Annotated in this window: 16 protein-coding genes; 7 read left to right on the forward strand and 9 right to left on the reverse strand. The window is 58.2% G+C overall.

Features of this window, described 5'->3' with window-relative positions:
• Nucleotides 1–16 precede the first annotated feature (16 nt).
• Genes napA through K3556_RS04535 form a run of 5 tightly spaced genes read left to right on the forward strand, consistent with a single transcriptional unit; the run spans nt 17 to nt 5,526 of the window.
• Nucleotides 17–2,518: a nitrate reductase catalytic subunit NapA gene (gene napA, locus K3556_RS04515; RefSeq protein WP_260518541.1), complete on the forward strand. Its 2,502-nt coding sequence runs from the start codon at nt 17–19 to the stop codon at nt 2,516–2,518.
• Nucleotides 2,519–2,544: 26 nt separating this feature from the next.
• Nucleotides 2,545–3,414: a ferredoxin-type protein NapG gene (gene napG / locus K3556_RS04520; RefSeq protein ID WP_260518542.1), complete on the forward strand. Its 870-nt coding sequence runs from the start codon at nt 2,545–2,547 to the stop codon at nt 3,412–3,414.
• The gene (napH, locus tag K3556_RS04525; protein WP_260518543.1) at nt 3,411–4,334 is read left to right on the forward strand and encodes a quinol dehydrogenase ferredoxin subunit NapH; all 924 of its coding nucleotides are present in this window, start codon (nt 3,411–3,413) and stop codon (nt 4,332–4,334) included. Before napG ends, napH begins: the two co-directional genes overlap by 4 nt.
• A 24-nt stretch (nt 4,335–4,358) precedes the next feature.
• Nucleotides 4,359–4,787 carry a nitrate reductase cytochrome c-type subunit gene (locus tag K3556_RS04530; protein ID WP_260518544.1) on the forward strand — a complete coding sequence of 143 codons (429 nt, stop codon included), beginning with the start codon at nt 4,359–4,361 and terminating at the stop codon, nt 4,785–4,787.
• Nucleotides 4,788–4,818: 31 nt separating this feature from the next.
• Complete coding sequence (locus K3556_RS04535; RefSeq protein WP_260518545.1) at nt 4,819–5,526, forward strand: NapC/NirT family cytochrome c; 708 nt, start codon at nt 4,819–4,821, stop codon at nt 5,524–5,526.
• A gap of 85 nt (nt 5,527–5,611) precedes the next feature.
• Here the strand turns inward: K3556_RS04535 and K3556_RS04540 are convergent, their stop codons facing one another.
• The 6 genes from K3556_RS04540 to K3556_RS04565 form a co-directional block, all read right to left on the reverse strand.
• Nucleotides 5,612–6,601: an ABC transporter substrate-binding protein gene (locus K3556_RS04540; protein WP_409557766.1), complete on the reverse strand. Its 990-nt coding sequence runs from the start codon at nt 6,599–6,601 to the stop codon at nt 5,612–5,614.
• A gap of 40 nt (nt 6,602–6,641) precedes the next feature.
• Complete coding sequence (locus tag K3556_RS04545) at nt 6,642–7,487, reverse strand: ABC transporter permease (protein WP_260518546.1); 846 nt, start codon at nt 7,485–7,487, stop codon at nt 6,642–6,644.
• Nucleotides 7,484–8,419 carry an ABC transporter permease gene (locus K3556_RS04550; protein ID WP_260518547.1) on the reverse strand — a complete coding sequence of 312 codons (936 nt, stop codon included), beginning with the start codon at nt 8,417–8,419 and terminating at the stop codon, nt 7,484–7,486. The genes K3556_RS04545 and K3556_RS04550 overlap by 4 nt, the downstream gene beginning before the upstream one ends.
• Nucleotides 8,412–9,194, reverse strand: coding sequence for an ABC transporter ATP-binding protein (locus tag K3556_RS04555; RefSeq protein ID WP_260518548.1), 783 nt, complete (start codon nt 9,192–9,194; stop codon nt 8,412–8,414). The genes K3556_RS04550 and K3556_RS04555 overlap by 8 nt, the downstream gene beginning before the upstream one ends.
• A 1-nt stretch (nt 9,195) precedes the next feature.
• On the reverse strand, nt 9,196–10,653 hold the full coding sequence (gene hydA / locus K3556_RS04560) for a dihydropyrimidinase (protein WP_260518549.1): 1,458 nt from the start codon (nt 10,651–10,653) through the stop codon (nt 9,196–9,198).
• A gap of 99 nt (nt 10,654–10,752) precedes the next feature.
• Nucleotides 10,753–12,000, reverse strand: coding sequence for a Zn-dependent hydrolase (locus tag K3556_RS04565; protein WP_260518550.1), 1,248 nt, complete (start codon nt 11,998–12,000; stop codon nt 10,753–10,755).
• A 199-nt stretch (nt 12,001–12,199) separates the two neighbouring features.
• On the opposite strand from K3556_RS04565, the gene K3556_RS04570 reads away from it, so the two are divergent.
• Nucleotides 12,200–12,844 carry a TetR family transcriptional regulator C-terminal domain-containing protein gene (locus K3556_RS04570; protein WP_260518551.1) on the forward strand — a complete coding sequence of 215 codons (645 nt, stop codon included), beginning with the start codon at nt 12,200–12,202 and terminating at the stop codon, nt 12,842–12,844.
• A gap of 12 nt (nt 12,845–12,856) precedes the next feature.
• Nucleotides 12,857–13,483, forward strand: coding sequence for a TetR family transcriptional regulator C-terminal domain-containing protein (locus K3556_RS04575; RefSeq protein ID WP_260518552.1), 627 nt, complete (start codon nt 12,857–12,859; stop codon nt 13,481–13,483).
• Here the strand turns inward: K3556_RS04575 and K3556_RS04580 are convergent.
• The 3 genes from K3556_RS04580 to K3556_RS04590 are packed head-to-tail and all read right to left on the reverse strand — an operon-like array spanning nt 13,464 to nt 17,006.
• Nucleotides 13,464–14,354, reverse strand: a complete 891-nt coding sequence (locus K3556_RS04580; protein ID WP_260518553.1) for a DMT family transporter — start codon at nt 14,352–14,354, stop codon at nt 13,464–13,466. The two genes, K3556_RS04575 and K3556_RS04580, sit on opposite strands and share 20 nt — an antisense overlap.
• Before the next feature lie 7 nt (nt 14,355–14,361).
• Nucleotides 14,362–15,666: an NAD-dependent dihydropyrimidine dehydrogenase subunit PreA gene (gene preA / locus K3556_RS04585; protein WP_260518554.1), complete on the reverse strand. Its 1,305-nt coding sequence runs from the start codon at nt 15,664–15,666 to the stop codon at nt 14,362–14,364.
• On the reverse strand, nt 15,666–17,006 hold the full coding sequence (locus K3556_RS04590; RefSeq protein WP_260518555.1) for an NAD(P)-dependent oxidoreductase: 1,341 nt from the start codon (nt 17,004–17,006) through the stop codon (nt 15,666–15,668). The genes preA and K3556_RS04590 overlap by 1 nt, the downstream gene beginning before the upstream one ends.
• Nucleotides 17,007–17,062 lie beyond the last annotated feature (56 nt).

The following is a 17,062-nucleotide window of genomic DNA, read 5'->3' on the forward strand; positions in this document are numbered from 1 at the left end:
AAACGGGAGACCTAACATGTCCGTGACTTCATCCCGCCGCTCATTCTTGAAGGCCAGCGCCGCCGCCGCGACCGCCTCGGCCGCCGGCATCACCCTTCCTAATGGCGCGATTGCGCAACCCAAGTCCCCCGATATTCGTTGGGACAAGGCCGCCTGTCGTTTCTGTGGCACTGGCTGCTCGGTTCTCGTGGGCGTCAAGGACGGCCGCGTTGTGGCGACCCAAGGCGACCCGGAAGCTCCGGTGAACCGCGGTCTGAACTGCATCAAGGGCTATTTCCTGTCCAAGATCATGTACGGCGCTGACCGGTTGACCACACCGCTGTTGCGCAAGTCGAATGGCGTTTACGACAAAAACGGCGAGTTTGAACCCGTCAGCTGGGACGAAGCCTTCGACGTGATGGCCGAGAAATGGAAAGCCACGCTCAAGGAAAAAGGCCCAACCGCCGTTTCCATGTTCGGATCAGGGCAGTGGACGGTTTGGGAAGGTTACGCCGCCGCAAAACTGATGAAAGCTGGCTTCCGGTCGAACAATATCGACCCCAATGCGCGCCACTGTATGGCGTCTGCTGTGGCAGGCTTCATCCGCACCTTCGGCATCGACGAGCCAATGGGCTGCTATGACGACCTTGAGCACGCCGATACGTTCGTCCTTTGGGGATCGAACATGGCCGAGATGCACCCGATCCTGTGGTCGCGTCTGACCGATACCCGCCTGACCAAGCCGGGCTCTGAAGTGCACGTGTTGTCGACGTTTGAGCACCGCTCGTTCGAACTGGCGGACAATGGCATGATCTTTGCGCCACAAACCGACCTCGCGATCCTGAACTACATCGCCAACTACATTATCGAAAATGATGCCGTGAACTGGGACTTCGTCGAGAAGAACACCCACTTTAAACGCACCAACACCGATATCGGTTATGGTCTGCGGCCCGAGCACGCGTTGGAACAAGCAGCTGCAAACCCGGCTCATGACGGTAAGCATGGCGGGATGTCCGACATGACGTTTGAGGAATATAAAGAAGCCGTTGCGCCTTACACCGCCGAGTATGTCTCGGAACTGTCAGGTGTGCCGGTTGCCTCGCTTGAGCGTTTGGCACAGCAATATGCGGATCCGAACCGCAAGGTGATGTCGCTGTGGACCATGGGCTTCAACCAGCACACACGCGGGTCGTGGGTGAATTCGCTCATGTATAACGTGCACCTGTTGGTTGGAAAAATCTCGGAACCCGGCAACTCGCCGTTCTCGCTTACCGGTCAGCCGTCAGCGTGCGGGACCGCGCGTGAGGTTGGCACATTTGCCCACCGTCTGCCCGCCGACATGGTTGTGGCCAATGACGCGCATCGCGAGATTTGCGAAACTGCATGGGGCATTCCTGCGGGTACGATCCCACCCAAGCCGGGCTTCCACGCAGTGCTGATGCACCGCAAACTGAAAGATGGCGATCTGAACTGCCATTGGGTGCAGTGCACCAACAACATGCAGGCTGCGCCCAACATGAACGAAGAAGGTCTGCCGGGGTATCGCAACCCTGATAACTTCATCACCGTGTCCGATCCCTATCCGACTGTGACCGCACTGGCCGCCGACCTGATCCTGCCCACCGCAATGTGGGTCGAGAAGGAAGGGGCTTACGGCAACGCCGAACGCCGCACACAGTTCTGGCGTCAGCAAGTGGATGCACCGGGCGAGGCGATGTCAGATGTCTGGCAGGTCATGGAATTCTCGAAGCGCTTCACCACGGACGAAGTATGGCCCGCCGAGCTACTGGATACGATGCCAGAGCTTAAGGGAAAAACCCTGTTCGAAGTTCTTTATGAGAACGGCAAGGTCAACAAATACCCGAACAGCGAAATCGCCGAAGGGTTCAAAAACCACGAGTCCGAAGACTTCGGTTTCTATGTTCAGAAAGGCCTGTTCGAAGAGTATGCCGAATTTGGTCGTGGCCATGCCCACGATCTGGCGGACTTCGACACCTATCATCAGGCCCGTGGTCTGCGCTGGCCCGTGGTGGACGGCAAGGAAACGCTCTACCGCTTCCGCGAAGGCTATGACCCCTATGTGAAAGAGGGTGAGGGCGTGAAGTTCTACGGCAAGCCCGATGGTAAAGCCTTCATCATTTTCGCCCCATATGAGCCCGCCGCTGAAGAGCCGGATGATGAATATAACCTGTGGTTCGTAACTGGCCGCGTGCTGGAGCACTGGCATTCGGGGTCTATGACCCGTCGCGTGCCCGAACTGCACCGCTCGTTCCCATCGGCAGTGGTGTTCATGCACCCGGATGATGCGAAGGATCGTGGTCTGAAGCGTGGACAAGAGATTCAGGTCTCGACGCGCCGTGGCGAGGTGCTGTCGCGCGTCGAAACCCGTGGGCGCAACAAGATGCCTAAGGGTGTCGTGTTCATGCCGTGGTTCGACGAAGGCCAGTTGACCAACAAACTGACACTGGACGCAACTTGCCCGATTTCCAAGGAAACGGACTTCAAGAAGTGTGCCTGCAAAGTTGAACGCGCCTAAGCGCAGAGCAGACGAAAGAGAATACCATGTCCGCCGCCCCAAAACGCAACGCAAAGCCGCTTGACCGCCGCCGCTTCCTTCAGGATGCAGCGCGGGCGGCGGGCGCATGCGCGGTGGCGGGCATGGCCTTGAGCAAACTCGCAACAGATGCACGCGCGCTTCCAGCGCAAGCCATCCGACCTCCCGGGGCACTGCCCGAGGGTGATTTTCTGGCCGCCTGCATCCGTTGCGGTCTTTGCGTCCGGGACTGTCCTTATGATACCCTGAAACTGGCCGAGCTGGGGCTGGAAGGCCCCGCAACCGGCACACCCTTTTTCACCGCCCGCGATGTGCCGTGCGAGATGTGTGATGACATCCCCTGTGTCGTGGCTTGCCCAACGGGCGCGCTGGACCACGGGCTGACCAATATCGACGACGCTGATATGGGTCTTGCGGTGCTGATCGACGAGGAACATTGCCTTAATGCCTTGGGCCTGCGCTGCGATGTATGCTATCGCGTCTGCCCGGTGATCGACAAAGCGATCACGTTGGAACTCCGTCATAATGAGCGTTCGGGCCACCACGCCATTTTCTTGCCGGTCGTCCATTCGGACCACTGCACCGGTTGCGGCAAGTGCGAGAAATCTTGCGTACTGCCGGGCGAAAGCGCCATCAAAGTGCTTCCCCGTCGTGTCGCCATGGCCGAAGCCGCAGACCATTACAAATTGGGTTGGGAAGATCGCAACCCGATGGTGGATGACATCATCGACCTGCCAGACCGCTTGCCCGGACCGGGCACTGACAATCTTGCCGCACCCGGAGGCTACTTGCCAACCGAAGGCCTGCCTGATCCGTCGATGGACGGAGGGTTCACCCCGTCATTCGGGCTGCCCGGCACAGGGGGCACAGGTCAATGAGCGAGAAAACAGCCCTTCCCGTCGGACAAGAGGCCATTCAGGACAAAGGTTGGTGGCTTGCCCATCGCTTCCTGATCCTGCGGCGCCTGACCCAAGCTGCCTTCCTTGGCCTGTTCCTGTTGGGGCCGTGGTTCGGGATCTGGTGGGTGAAGGGTAACTTGGCCGGGTCATTGACCTTTGACATCCTGCCGCTGAGCGACCCGTTCGTGCTGCTGCAAGGTATCGTCGCGCAACATTGGCCCGAAATGACCGCCATCACCGGCGCAGTGATTGTCGCCGTCGCTTATGCGCTGATCGGAGGCCGCGTCTATTGCAGCTGGGTCTGCCCGATTAACCCTGTGACCGATGCCGCCTATTGGCTGCATGATCGATTGGGGCTTGCCAAAGGTTGGCAGCCCAAGCGCAACACCCGGTACTGGGTGCTGGGCATGGTGCTGGCCGTTTCCGCCCTGACCGGAACGATCGCATGGGAGTTTGTGAACCCGATTTCGATGCTGCATCGCGGCCTGATATTCGGCATGGGCTTTGCCTGGACCTTTGTGCTTGCCGTCTTCCTGTTCGATTTGGTTGTGTCGCGTCGCGGATGGTGCGGCCACCTGTGCCCGGTCGGCGCTTTTTATGGCTTGCTTGGCACCCGCTCGATCCTGCGGGTCAGCGCTGTGAAACGTGCCGAATGCGACGACTGCATGGATTGCTTCGCGGTTTGCCCCGAAATGCACGTGATCACCCCCGCGCTTCGCGGCGCGGATGAGGACACGCCGATCATCCTGTCGCCCGACTGCACCAATTGCGGTCGCTGCGTGGATGTCTGCGCGCCCGACGTTTTCAAATTCACCACCCGGTTCGACACGACCCCCGCGCCAGCCCGCGCGATCCGCCGGAACAAACACCGTCAACCCGAGGCCAGTCGCGCGGCCTGAGACATAAATACGGGAGATGCCCAAATGAAAAAGAACCTTTTGATCAGCGCCATCGTCGCTCCGACACTTTTGGCCACTATCGCCTTCGCGCAAAATGCGGGCGGAGTCAGCACGCTTCGTGGCGCTGATGTTTCAGACCCGGTCGCCGTCGAGGACGTGTTCCACCAAAAAGAAACCCGGTTTGCGCGGAACTATCGCCAGCAGCCGCCATTGGTGCCGCACTCGATCGATCAATATCAGATCGACCTGAAGGCCAACCGGTGCCTGTCTTGCCATGACTGGACCGTGGCGGGCGAGCGTCGTGCTCCGACGCTGTCGATGACCCACTATCTGGACCGCGACGGCAACCAGCTTGATACCGTTGCTGGAACGCGTTGGTTCTGCAACCAATGCCACGTACCGCAGGCTGATGCGCCCGCACTTGTTGAAAACACTTTTGAAGCCTCGAACTAAGGCCAGATGAAAATGGGAAAGGATAAGGGATATGTCTGACGCAAACCCCGGATTCATCCGCCGAATGTGGCGCAAGTTCTGGACGCCTGCCGGAGCAACCTCGCTTGGAATGCTGTTGATCGGTGGTTTTGCCGCAGGAGTTATCTTTTGGGGTGGCTTCAACTGGGCGCTGGAGATGACCAACAAAGAAAAGTTCTGCATCTCGTGCCACGAGATGGAAGACAACGTGTTTGCAGAATATCAGGGCACGATTCACCAAAACAACAGCTCTGGTGTTCGCGCGACCTGCCCGGACTGCCATGTGCCCAAGGACTGGGGTCCGAAGATCGTTCGCAAAATACAGGCCTCAAAAGAACTTTATGGTCACTTCATCACCAAATCCATTTGGACGCGTGAAAAGTTTGAAGACCACCGTATTGAGATGGCAGCCCGCGAATGGCGCCGCATGAAAGCAACGGATTCCAAAGAATGCCGGAACTGCCACAGCTTCGATTTCATGGATTTCACGCAGCAGGAAAACCGCGCAGCTGACAACCACCAGGTTGCTTTGGACGATGGCAAGACCTGCATCGATTGCCATCAGGGTATCGCTCATGAACTGCCCGAGAACTGGCAGCAGCGTTATGAAGAAATGTCAGACCAACTTGCCGCCGAGGGAAATTTGCCGTTGCCAAGTGGCCGCATGGTGGCCGACGCGAAGCAAGAGCTGAGCGGGTATCTGGCAGGGGCGTCGAACTAACGTCGGGATATACCAGACGATAACGGAAACGAAAAACGGCGCGCTAAGTTCAGCGCGCCGTTTCTTTTTTGGTCAGTTTGGTCGCTTAGTTCAAAGCAGCATCAGTGATCGCGCTGGTCCACGCGCCTTCAGGCTCTGCCGTGATCACAGGATCCGAGCCGCCAGCCAAAAGTGTCTCAACCGTCCGCTCGTAAGCGGCGGCATCAAGCGCACCATTTGACCCTGCGGTCAGTTTGGCGATTTCGCCCATCATCCGCACCTGATGGTTTTCGGTTTGTGCGCCGGTTTCGTCATACTCAAGAACGATCATGGCCGCGTCAGCGGGGTTTTCTTCGGCCCATTTCCAGCCTTTCATCGACGCGCGCACGAAACGCTCCATCTTGTTGGTGAAGGCTTCGTCGCTTAGGTTTTCTTCCATGACATAAAGGCCGTCTTCCAAGGTCGCGACGCCTTGATCTTCATACTTGAACGTCACCAGCTCTTCCGGAGCGACGCCAGCGTCGATCACCTGCCAGTATTCGTTATAGGTCATGGTCGAGATGCAATCGGCCTGACGTTGCAACAGCGGGTCGACGTTGAAACCCTGTTTCAGAACCTCCACCCCGGTTTCGCTTGCCCCATCCGTTGCGATCCCCAGCTTTGACATCCAGCTCATGAAGGGAAACTCGTTGCCAAAAAACCAAACGCCAAGCGTGCGGTTGGCCAGATCTTCCGGGCTTTCAATCCCAACATCTCCCCAGCAAGTCAGCATCATGCCCGACGATGCGAAGGGCTGGGCAATATTGACCAAAGGCAAACCTTTTTCGCGCGCGGCCAGTGCGGCTGGCATCCATTCCACGATGACATCGGCTCCGCCGCCGGCAATCACCTGTGTTGGGGCAATATCCGGCCCGCCGGGCAGAACTGTAACGTTCAGGTCTTCTTCGGTATAGAACCCTTGATCCAGCGCGACATAATAGCCCGCAAACTGAGACTGCGTGACCCATTTAAGCTGCAGTGTTACGTCGTCCGCCGCCATCGCGGTGCCCGACGTAAGCGCCAGGGCGGTCGCCCCGATCACTGATTTGATATTCATGTCTCTCTCCTTGTTGAACTTCGTTTGTTTTTATTTTTGCTCAGCCTCGTTGGGACGGATGCCAGAATGTCACCTTCTTTTCGAACCATGCAACCACACCATAAAACAACGTGCCTGCCAATGCAGCGACAACGATCTCGGCCCAGACTAGATCAATCGACAAGCTGCCGACACCGGTGGAAATGCGGAACCCCATGCCGCGGGTTGGGGACCCGAAATACTCGGCCACAATCGCGCCGATCAGGGCTAGGGTTGCCCCCACTTTCAGCCCATTGAAAATGAAGGGCATCGCAGCCGGAATGCGTAATTTCCACAAGGTTTTGAAATATCCGGCGGCATAGGTCTTCATCAAGTCGCGCAGCATGATGTCTGTTTCGCGCAAGCCCTGCACGGTGTTGACCAACACAGGGAAGAACACCATCACGACAACGACGGCGGCTTTGGATTGCCAGTCAAATCCGAACCAACTGACCAAAATGGGCGCGACCCCAACAATGGGCAGGGCTGCAACGAAGTTGCCAATGGGCAAAAGTCCGCGGGTCAGGAAGGGCGACCGGTCGATCAGGATAGCCATCACGAAGGCCGCTGCTGCTCCGATGAAATAGCCGCGCAGCGCGCCCTTCAGGACGGTTTGTTTGAAGTCCTCCCACAGCATTCCGGTCGATTTTGCAAATGTCTCGGCCACATCGGATGGCGCGGGCAGAATCGCGGCAGAGATATTGAAGGTGTGAACCAAGGCCTCCCACGCGACGATGAGCGTCAGGCCGAAGATGATCGGCACCAGATAACGCACAAGCGTCGTGTCGCACCATTTGGACCGAACCATCACGACATTCGCAGCCCAAGCCGCCAGCCAGAAGATAAGGGCAATAATCAACCAATTCATGAGCGCATCCCCATCCGGCGCAGCAACACATGCTGCGTGCGGTCGATCAGGGTGACAAGCACGCCGGCCAGGATGGCCGCCGCAAACAGTGCCGACCAGATCGCAAGTGGCGTGCCGAACTGATCACCGATCAGGATACGCGCACCAAGACCGCTGATCGCGCCCGTTGGCAGCTCGCCCACGATGGCCCCAACAAGGGCTGCCGCAATCCCGATTTTCAGCGAAGTGAATAGATAGGGCAGGGAGGCGGGCAGGCGCAGCTTCAGGAACCGCTGCACACCGGATGCGCTGTAGGTTTTCAAAAGATCCAGCTGCTCGCTGGTTGGGGAACGCAGGCCTTTGACCATACCCACGAGCACCGGGAAGAAACACAGATAGGAGGAGATCAGCGCCTTCGGAAAACCGCGCCCCTCGATCCCCACTTGCGAGGATAAAACGATGATCATCGGGGCAAGTGCCACGATCGGAATGGCCTGCGAGATGATGGCCCACGGCATCACGGACATCTCGATCACCCGGGACTGCACGATGGCAATGGCCCCCACGATTCCTATGGTGGTGCCCAAGAGGAAGCCCCAAAACGTAGACTGAAGCGTGATCCAGCCGTGATAGATCAGCGACCGTTTGGACCATGTGCGACCCTTCAAAACCATCGCGCCCGTGGTTTTCCAAAGCTCCTGACCAACCTGAGCGGGCGTGGGCAGCCGTGGCCGATCCAGCGCATAGCCCGTCGCGATATGGTCGCGGTTCTTGGCCATCAGCACCCAACTGGACACCTCGCGCCGTTCAACTGGCGTTTCGGGCGTAATGGTTTCACCGGCCCGGTCCGCCTGATCCAAAGCCACGCGAATGTTCATCGGTGCCACGGCCAAATACCAAATGACCACGATTGCCGCCAAAACTGTCAGGACAGAAAGCGCGGTTTTAGTCATAGGAATGCCCCGCGCGCAGCCCTTCGCGCACCCGGTGTGCAACATCCAGAAATTCCTGCGTGTCACGGATGTCCAATGGGCGATCCACCGGTAACGGGTTCTCGATCACATCCGATATTCGACCGGGGCGGGGCGACATCACGACGATCTTGGTCGACAGATAGACCGCTTCGGGGATCGAGTGGGTGACGAAGGCAATCGTCTTCTCGGTCTTGGCCCAAAGCTTCAAAAGTTGTTCATTCAGGTGGTCGCGCACGATCTCGTCCAGCGCGCCAAAGGGTTCGTCCATCAGCAAGATGTCTGCGTCAAAAGCCAGCGCCCGCGCGATCGAAGCGCGTTGTTGCATCCCGCCTGACAGCTGCCACGGAAATTTCTTCTCAAACCCGTCCAGTTCGACCAGTTCCAGAACGCGTTTGATGCGCGCGTCTTGGTCCTCTTTCGAATACCCCATGATTTCAAGTGGCAAGCGGATATTCCGACCGATGGTGCGCCATGGATAGAGGCCAGCATGCTGAAACACATAACCGTACGCGCGGGATTTTCGCGCCTCTCGCGCTGACACACCATTCACTGTGATCGAGCCACCCGTGGGCTCCTCCAGGTCCGCCATGCAGCGCAGGAACGTGGTCTTGCCACAGCCCGACGGGCCAATGAAGCTGACAAAATCGCCCTTGTTGATATCAAGCGACACGTCTTTGAGCGCATGCACCGGACCGTCATTGGTCTGAAAAGTCAGCGAGAGGTTCTTAGCCTGAATTGCCGTTTCTGTGTTCAACTCAGACCCCTGTCGCCGGAATGCCGGTGCGTTTGACCGGCTGCGGTGCCGTCAGTTCTTTCCATTTGCTCAGTGCGGTGTTGACGGTTGCATTCGGCTCGCGTTCGACAAACTTGCCGTGGCCTTCTTGTGTGCGGATCTCGCCGTCATGCACCGCAACTTGTCCGCGTGTCAGCGTGAAACGGGGCAGGCCTTTGACCTTGTGACCTTCGAAGACGTTGTAATCAATGGCCGATTGCTGGCTGCCCGCCGCGATGGTCTTTTCCTTCTCAGGATCCCACACAACAAGGTCGGCATCCGCACCCACCAGAACGGCACCCTTGGTGGGGTAGCAGTTCAGGATTTTGGCGATATTGGTCGAGGTGACCGCGACGAATTCATTCATCGTCAAGCGCCCGGTCGCGACACCATTGGTCCAAAGCATCGGCATCCGATCCTCAAGCCCACCGGTGCCATTCGGGATCTTGGTGAAGTCCCCCACGCCATAGCGTTTCTGCTCGGTCGTAAAGGCACAATGGTCGGTTGCGACAACCGACAGGCTGCCTGATTGCAGGCCCGCCCACAGGCTGTCTTGATGCTTTTTGTTGCGGAAGGGCGGGGACATCACGCGGCGTGCAGCGTGGTCCCAATCTTTGTTGAAATACTCGCTTTCATCCAAGGTCAGGTGCTGGATCAGCGGCTCGCCCCACACGCGCTTGCCCTGCATGCGGGCGCGGCGGATCGCTTCGTGGCTTTCCTCGCACGACACATGCACGACATAAAGCGGCGCGCCGGCCATGTCGGCAATCATGATCGCGCGGTTGGTGGCTTCGCCTTCGACCTGCGACGGGCGCGAATAGGCGTGCGCTTCTGGCCCGGTGTTGCCTTCTGCCAGCAGCTTGGCAGAGAGTTCCGCCACCACGTCGCCATTTTCGGCATGCACCATCGGGGTCGCGCCAAGTTCGGCCAGACGGTTGAACGAGGCGAACAGCTCGTCATCATTCACCATCAACGCGCCCTTATAGGCAAGGAAGTGCTTGAACGTGTTGATGCCGCGTTCCTGCACGACGGTTTTCATGTCGTCAAACACCTGCTCGCCCCACCACGTCACAGCCATGTGGAACGAGTAGTCGCAGTTCGCACGGGTCGATTTATTGTCCCAGCGTTTCAGCGCGTCCAGCAAGCTTTCGCCTTGGTTCGGCAGAGCGAAATCGACAACCATCGTGGTGCCGCCAGCAAGTGCCGCCCGCGTGCCGCTTTCGAAATCGTCCGAGGAATAGGTGCCCATGAACGGCATTTCGAGATGCGTGTGCGGGTCGATCCCGCCTGGCATGACATAGCAGCCGGTGGCGTCAAGCACCTCGTCGCCCTTCAAGTCCGGGCCGATTTCGATGATCTTTCCGTTATCGACCAAGACGTCTGCCTTGTAGGTCAGATCGGCTGTGACGACGGTTCCGTTTTTTATGACTGTGGTTCCCATATCTCGTCTCCCTGATGGCCAGGCGCAGCTCTCCTGCCTTTTCTTCTGGCGGTAAATATCCCGGGGGTCCGGGGCAGCGCCCCGGTCCGATCTGTCAACTCACTCCACGATTTCTGCCGTCTGCAGAACCGCATGTAAAAGCACGTCCGCGCCAGCTTGCGCCCATTCCTTGGAAATGTCTTCCGCCTCGTTGTGGCTAAGCCCATCCACGCAGGGACACATGATCATCGCCGTCGGATAAATCTCGTTGATCCAGCACGCGTCGTGGCCCGCGCCAGACACGATATCCATGTGGCTATAGCCCAGTTCTTTTGCGGCACTGCGCACAGCTTTCACGCAGCCTTCGTCAAAGGCGGGCGGGTCGAAGGTGCCGACCATTTCCCAGCTCATTTCCACGCCGATATCCGCGCAAAGCTTCGGCGCGCGCTCGTCAAATTCGGCGATCATCGCGTCGATGACCTCTTGCAGGTGCGAGCGGAAATCGACGGTGCAGACGACCTTGCCGGGGATAATGTTGCGCGAGTTCGGATAGACGTCGATATGCCCGATGGCACCCACGGCATTGGGTTGGTGCTTCATCGCGATCTCGTGGACCAACTCGGTGATCAGGGCCAATCCGCGCCCTGCGTTGATCCGCATGGGCATGGGCGTCGAGCCGGTATGGCTTTCTTTGCCCACAATTGTCACTTCCAGCCAATTCAACCCCTGACCGTGCGTGACGACGCCGATATCTTTACCTTCAGCTTCCAGAATGGGCCCTTGTTCGATGTGAAGCTCGAACATCGCGTGCATTTTTCGCGCGCCGACCTCTTCTTCGCCGACCCAGCCGATCCGCTTCAATTCATCGCCAAACTTCTTTCCTTTCGCGTCTTCGCGATCGTAAGCCCAATCTTGCGTGTGCTTCCCTGCAAAAACGCCGGACGCCAGCATGGCAGGGGCAAACCGCGTGCCTTCTTCGTTGGTCCAGTTCACCAAGACAATCGGGTGTTTGGTTTTGACGTTCAGGTCATTCATGGTGCGGATGGCTTCCAGCCCCCCAAGCACCCCCAGCACACCATCATACTTGCCACCGGTCGGCTGAGTATCCAGATGCGACCCCATATAAACGGGCAGGGCGTCGGGATCTTCGCCCGGACGCGTGGCGAACATGTTGCCCATCGTATCCAGCCCCATGGTGCAGCCCGCGGCCTCGCACCAGGTTTGAAACAGGGCGCGACCTTCGGCATCTTCATCCGTCAGGGTCTGGCGATTGTTGCCGCCCGCGATGCCCGGTCCAATCTTGGCCATCTCCATTATGCTGTCCCAAAGGCGGTCGGGATCAATGCGCAAATTGCTTCCGTGGCTCATATCAATCTCCCAATTGGATTTGCTTGCAGCGGCGCGGATTTTGGATTCCGTCTTGGTCACAGGCTGACGGATTTCTGCACGATCGGTCAATCTTTTTCTGACCGATCGTGCAGAAATACCTGTTTTTCAGGCAAAACTCGTGCCACAAGATGAAACCCTGTGCGGGTTTTGCACTGGGAAGTGAATGTGAAGAGCGAACGTGAACAAGACGACAAGAGGCATACAAAGCCGCAATCGCGAAGAGGTGACAGCCCGAATACTGGTCGCTGCCGAGAAGGTATTTGCCGAGTTTGGCTATGCCGGTGCGTCCATCAGCCGGATCGCTGCCTCGGCCGGAATTCCGAAATCCAACGTCGTTTATTACTTTGAGACCAAAGAAGCGCTCTATCGCCGGGTCGTGGGCGAGATTTTCGACATCTGGCGCGCCGCGGCGGACAGCATCACCGTCGACAATGATCCGATCCAGGCGCTGGGCGCATATATCGACACAAAACTCGATTTGGCACGCACGCGGCCCTATGGTTCGAAGGTTTGGGCCAACGAGATCATTCAACGCGCGCCGATTGTTCAGGATTATCTGGAAGACGAATTGCGGTCATGGACCGAAAACCGGATCACCGTGATTGAAACATGGATCGGGAATGGTCAGATCAGGCCGATCAGTGCGCGCCATTTGCTTTATGCGATCTGGGCCACAACGCAGCATTACGCCGATTTCACTCACCAGATCACCACCCTGAACGATGGTCTTGAACTGACCAACGCCCAGTGGAATGACACAAAGGTGGCGGTGAAGGATCTGCTGCTCTGCGGTGTCGCGTTGCCTGACCAGAGCCGGGCATAGAAAGATCAGCACATGGCGAAAGCAGGATCGACATCCAGACCCACCCGCATCCAGCGCAAAAAGCGGCAGGCGATTTTCGAGGCGGCATTGGGCGTGTTTTCAGAAAAGGGATTGCGTGGCGCAACCCTTGATCAGATCGCTGATGCTGCCGGGATATCCAAGCAAAACATCGTCTATTACTTCAACGGCAAGGAAGCCATCTATTCCGAACTTCTTGAGAGCCTGCTGGAAGAGTGGGTCAGCCCGTTGCGCGACCTGTCAGAAAACGGCGAGCCGCTGGATGAAATCATGACCTATGTGGGCCGGAAGATGGAGATGTCGCGTAAGATGCCGCGCGAAAGTCGGCTGTTCGCGACGGAGATCCTGCATGGCGCACCGCGCTTGGGCAACATGCTGACCAAGGACCTGAAAACACTGGTGGACGAAAAGGCCGCCGTGATCGCGGGTTGGATGGTCGAGGGGCGGCTTGCCACGATTGACCCCCATCATCTGATCTTCTCAATCTGGGCGATGACCCAGCACTATGCAGATTTCGACCTTCAGGTGCAGGCGGTGCTGGGACCCGTGCGCAGTGAAACCCGGTTTGAAGATGCAGAAGCGTTCATCAAGCACATGCTGATCAGAACGCTTCGCCCCTAAGCAGCATCACCAAAGCCAAAAGGGTGGCGACAACCCCCGCCATCAAGGCCAATGGCTGTGTCGTGCCTTTGAACAGAAACTCCCACATCACAACCCAGCTTGGCACCAGATAAGTATAGGCCATGACTTTGCTCGCGGGCAGGCGCTGGCTGGCAAATTGAACCAAAAAGAACGTGCCAGCCGTAGTGACGATGGCCAGATAGGCGATGACCAGCCAGACGGTCGACGATAGGGCCGCGTAGTCTGTGCTCACGACGTCGCGAAACCCGTAAATGCCCGCAACAATCAGCGCGCCCATCACGGACCCGATTGATGTCTGCAACGGCTTCACATCATGCGCCAGTTTGCGCGCCACCGCCGGCACCAAAGCATGGGCCAGAGCGCCCAAAGTGAACAAGGCCTCGCCGCGCCCGACTTCAAACCGCATCAGGGCAGCCAAGTCGGCGCGGAAGATGACCCAGATGGCACCAATCGCACCAATGGTCAGCGCGATTAACGTCCAGCGACCTGACCTCTGCCCGGCGATCAGCAGACCAAACCCCGCCGCCATAAGCGGGGTCAGCGTAAAAACAGCGGCGGTCGAGACGGCGGTCGTGACCCGTAGCGCTTCGAACATTGTGATGAAATAGACGGCCATCAGGCCGCCAATCAGAGCAAACCGCCAAAACCGGTCAAAGACAGGGCGGATGGGCACGCGCAAGACGCGTGCGATCGCGAGCAGGACAGCGGCCGCCAGCGCAAATCGCACCGTGTTCAATGCGGCTGGCGGTATATCCTTTGCGACGATGTGCCCAAAGCTGAACGACAGCGAGACCAACGCCGAGAAGGACAACATCGCCAGATGGCCCTGCCGGGAGGGGGACAGGGCCATCTCAGCCTTACTCTGCGGCTGTGGCGCTTGGGTTGTTGGGGTGGGTTGTCCAGTTGGCATAGTCGCCTTCAACAACCTTTCCGGTGCGTTCATCGACAGCACCGGCGGCAATGGTTTCCATGGTGATGCAGCCTTCGACCGGGCAGACATTGACGCAGAGGTTACACGCCACGCATTCGTCGTCTTTCACGTCAAAGACGCGATCATCGGACATGCTGATCGCTTGGTGCGATGTGTCTTCGCACGCCGCATAACAGCGCCCGCATTTGATGCAGGCATCTTGATCAATCCGCGCCTTGGTCACGTGGTTCAGGTTCAGATATTGCCAATCCGTGACGTTCGGCACAGCGCGACCGACAACCTCATCGATCGAGGTGTAACCCTTTTCGTCCATCCATTGGCTAAGGCCCGAGATCATTTCCTGCACGATCTTAAACCCATAGGTCATGGCGGCCGTGCAGACCTGCACGTTGCCAGCACCCAGTGCCATAAACTCGGCCGCATCGCGCCATGTGGTCACGCCACCAATACCAGAAATCGGCAAGCCGTGGGTGCCGGGATTGCGGGCAATCTCGGCCACCATGTTCAAGGCGATTGGCTTCACCGCCGGGCCGCAATAGCCGCCATGTGTGCCTTTACCGTCGATCATGGGTTCAGGCGCCATCGCGTCCAGATTGACATTGGTGATCGAGTTGATCGTATTGATCAGGCTGACCGCATCCGCGCCACCATCCTTGGCCGCCTGCGCGGGCATCAGGATATTGGTGATGTTGGGTGTGAGCTTCACAATGACGGGCAGATCGGTGGCTTCTTTACACCAGCGCGTGACCATCTCGATATACTCCGGCACCTGCCCGACAGCCGACCCCATACCGCGTTCGGCCATCCCATGCGGGCAACCGAAGTTCAGTTCGAACCCGTCACAGCCTGTCTCGGCAATGCGCGGGATGATCTCTTTCCACGCGGCTTCTTCGCAGGGCACCATGACCGAGGCGATGAGCGCGTGATCAGGATAGTCCTTCTTTACGCGGGCCATTTCCTCTAGGTTCACCTCAAGCGGGCGGTCAGTGATCAGCTCGATGTTATTCAAGCCCAGAAGCCGACGATCCGCGCCGTGGATTGCGCCATAACGCGGACCGTTGACGTTGACGACCGGCGGGCCTTCGGAGCCAAGCGTTTTCCATACCACGCCGCCCCAACCGGCTTCGAACGCGCGGCGCACGTTGTATTCCTTGTCGGTCGGCGGGGCCGAGGCCAGCCAAAACGGGTTCGGTGACGAAATTCCAAGAAAATTCGATGTCAGGTCGGCCATTAGCTTGCTCCCATCAGGCTGGCGTGGATGTCCATGGCCGCATCGCGACCTTCAGCAACGGCGGTGACGGTCAGATCGTCCCCGCCCGAGGCGCAATCACCCCCTGCCCAGACACCGTTTGCGCTGGTTTTCTGTGCGTCGTCGACTTTGATCTTGCCGCCATCGAGTGTCAGAGCCTCGGGCATGCCGCCCAGCTTCTGACCGATGGCTTTGAAAAGTTGATCGGCGGGCAGGGTGAAGGTTTCGTCCAGCGTGACGAGCTTGCCGCCCTGCGTTTCGGTATAGGCGAAAGTCACACCGCTGAGCGATCCGTTGCCTTCGATCCCGACCGGGGTCGCGTTGCAAATGAGGGTCACACCCTTCTGTTGCGCCAAGTCCTGTTCGAATTTCGACGCTGCCATGGCGTCTTGCCCGCGACGATAAACGATGGTCACTTCTTCCGCGCCCAGCAGCTTGGATTGAACCCCGGCGTCGATCGCGGTCATGCCGCCGCCAATGACGACCACCCGACGGCCAACTGGCAAGGAGGTCAGATCGCTGGCTTGGCGCAGTTCGGAAATGAAATCGACCGCGTCAGAGACATTGTCTTTGTTTTCGCCATCCAGCCGCAGAGCATTCACGGCTGACAGCCCCATTCCAAGGAACACCGCGTCAAAGTCGCTTTGTAGCCCATCCAGGGTGAGGGACTCGCCTAAGGCCTGACCATAGCGGATTTCAATCCCGCCAATGGCCATCAACCAATCCAGCTCTTTCTGGGCGAAGTCATTGGTGGACTTATAAGCGGCGATGCCGAATTCGTTCAGGCCTCCGCCTTTGGCGCGGGCTTCAAAGGCCACAACATTGTGGCCGAGCATCGCCAGCCGGTGCGCGCAAGCCAGTCCCGCAGGGCCAGCACCAACAACAGCGACGGTCTTGCCTGTTTTGGCAGCGCGCACGAACGGGTGCACTCCGTTGGCCATCAATGTATCGGTGGCAAAGCGCTGCAAGCGGCCGATTTCGACCGGTTTGCCTTCGGCGGTTTCGCGTACGCAAACTTCCTCGCACAGCGTTTCCGTCGGGCAGACGCGCGCGCACATCCCACCCAGAATGTTCTGGTTCAGGATGGTTTTGGCCGCCGCTTCCGGCGTTCCGGTCGCAATCTGGCGGATAAACAGGGGTATGTCGATCGATGTCGGACAGGCCGTCATGCAGGGCGCGTCGTGGCAAAAATAGCAACGATCCGCGGCGACGAGCGCCTCATGATCATCAAAAGCCGGATGAAGGTCCGTAAAATTGGCTTGCACATCGGCTGGCGCTAATCGACCCGAAGAAACGCCGTTCTCTCTGTTGGTTTGGGGCATTTTCTGATTCCCATTCTTGATTTCTCCTTACATGAAGGCACAAAACCAAGAATTTT

It is taken from the genome of Aliiroseovarius sp. M344, from assembly GCF_025140835.1.
Lineage (GTDB): Bacteria > Pseudomonadota > Alphaproteobacteria > Rhodobacterales > Rhodobacteraceae > Aliiroseovarius.

Bases quoted from the DNA above. Each gene is read 5' to 3' on its own strand.
- napA (WP_260518541.1), top strand. From the start codon at position 17: ATGTCCGTGACTTCATCCCGCCGCTCATTCTTGAAGGCCAGCGCCGCC.
- napG (WP_260518542.1), top strand. From the start codon at position 2,545: ATGTCCGCCGCCCCAAAACGCAACGCAAAGCCGCTTGACCGCCGCCGC.
- napH (WP_260518543.1), top strand. From the start codon at position 3,411: ATGAGCGAGAAAACAGCCCTTCCCGTCGGACAAGAGGCCATTCAGGAC.
- K3556_RS04530 (WP_260518544.1), top strand. From the start codon at position 4,359: ATGAAAAAGAACCTTTTGATCAGCGCCATCGTCGCTCCGACACTTTTG.
- K3556_RS04535 (WP_260518545.1), top strand. From the start codon at position 4,819: ATGTCTGACGCAAACCCCGGATTCATCCGCCGAATGTGGCGCAAGTTC.
- K3556_RS04540 (WP_409557766.1), bottom strand. From the start codon at position 6,601: ATGAATATCAAATCAGTGATCGGGGCGACCGCCCTGGCGCTTACGTCG.
- K3556_RS04545 (WP_260518546.1), bottom strand. From the start codon at position 7,487: ATGAATTGGTTGATTATTGCCCTTATCTTCTGGCTGGCGGCTTGGGCT.
- K3556_RS04550 (WP_260518547.1), bottom strand. From the start codon at position 8,419: ATGACTAAAACCGCGCTTTCTGTCCTGACAGTTTTGGCGGCAATCGTG.
- hydA (WP_260518549.1), bottom strand. From the start codon at position 10,653: ATGGGAACCACAGTCATAAAAAACGGAACCGTCGTCACAGCCGATCTG.
- K3556_RS04565 (WP_260518550.1), bottom strand. From the start codon at position 12,000: ATGAGCCACGGAAGCAATTTGCGCATTGATCCCGACCGCCTTTGGGAC.
- K3556_RS04575 (WP_260518552.1), top strand. From the start codon at position 12,857: ATGGCGAAAGCAGGATCGACATCCAGACCCACCCGCATCCAGCGCAAA.
- K3556_RS04580 (WP_260518553.1), bottom strand. From the start codon at position 14,354: ATGGCCCTGTCCCCCTCCCGGCAGGGCCATCTGGCGATGTTGTCCTTC.
- preA (WP_260518554.1), bottom strand. From the start codon at position 15,666: ATGGCCGACCTGACATCGAATTTTCTTGGAATTTCGTCACCGAACCCG.
- K3556_RS04590 (WP_260518555.1), bottom strand. From the start codon at position 17,006: ATGCCCCAAACCAACAGAGAGAACGGCGTTTCTTCGGGTCGATTAGCG.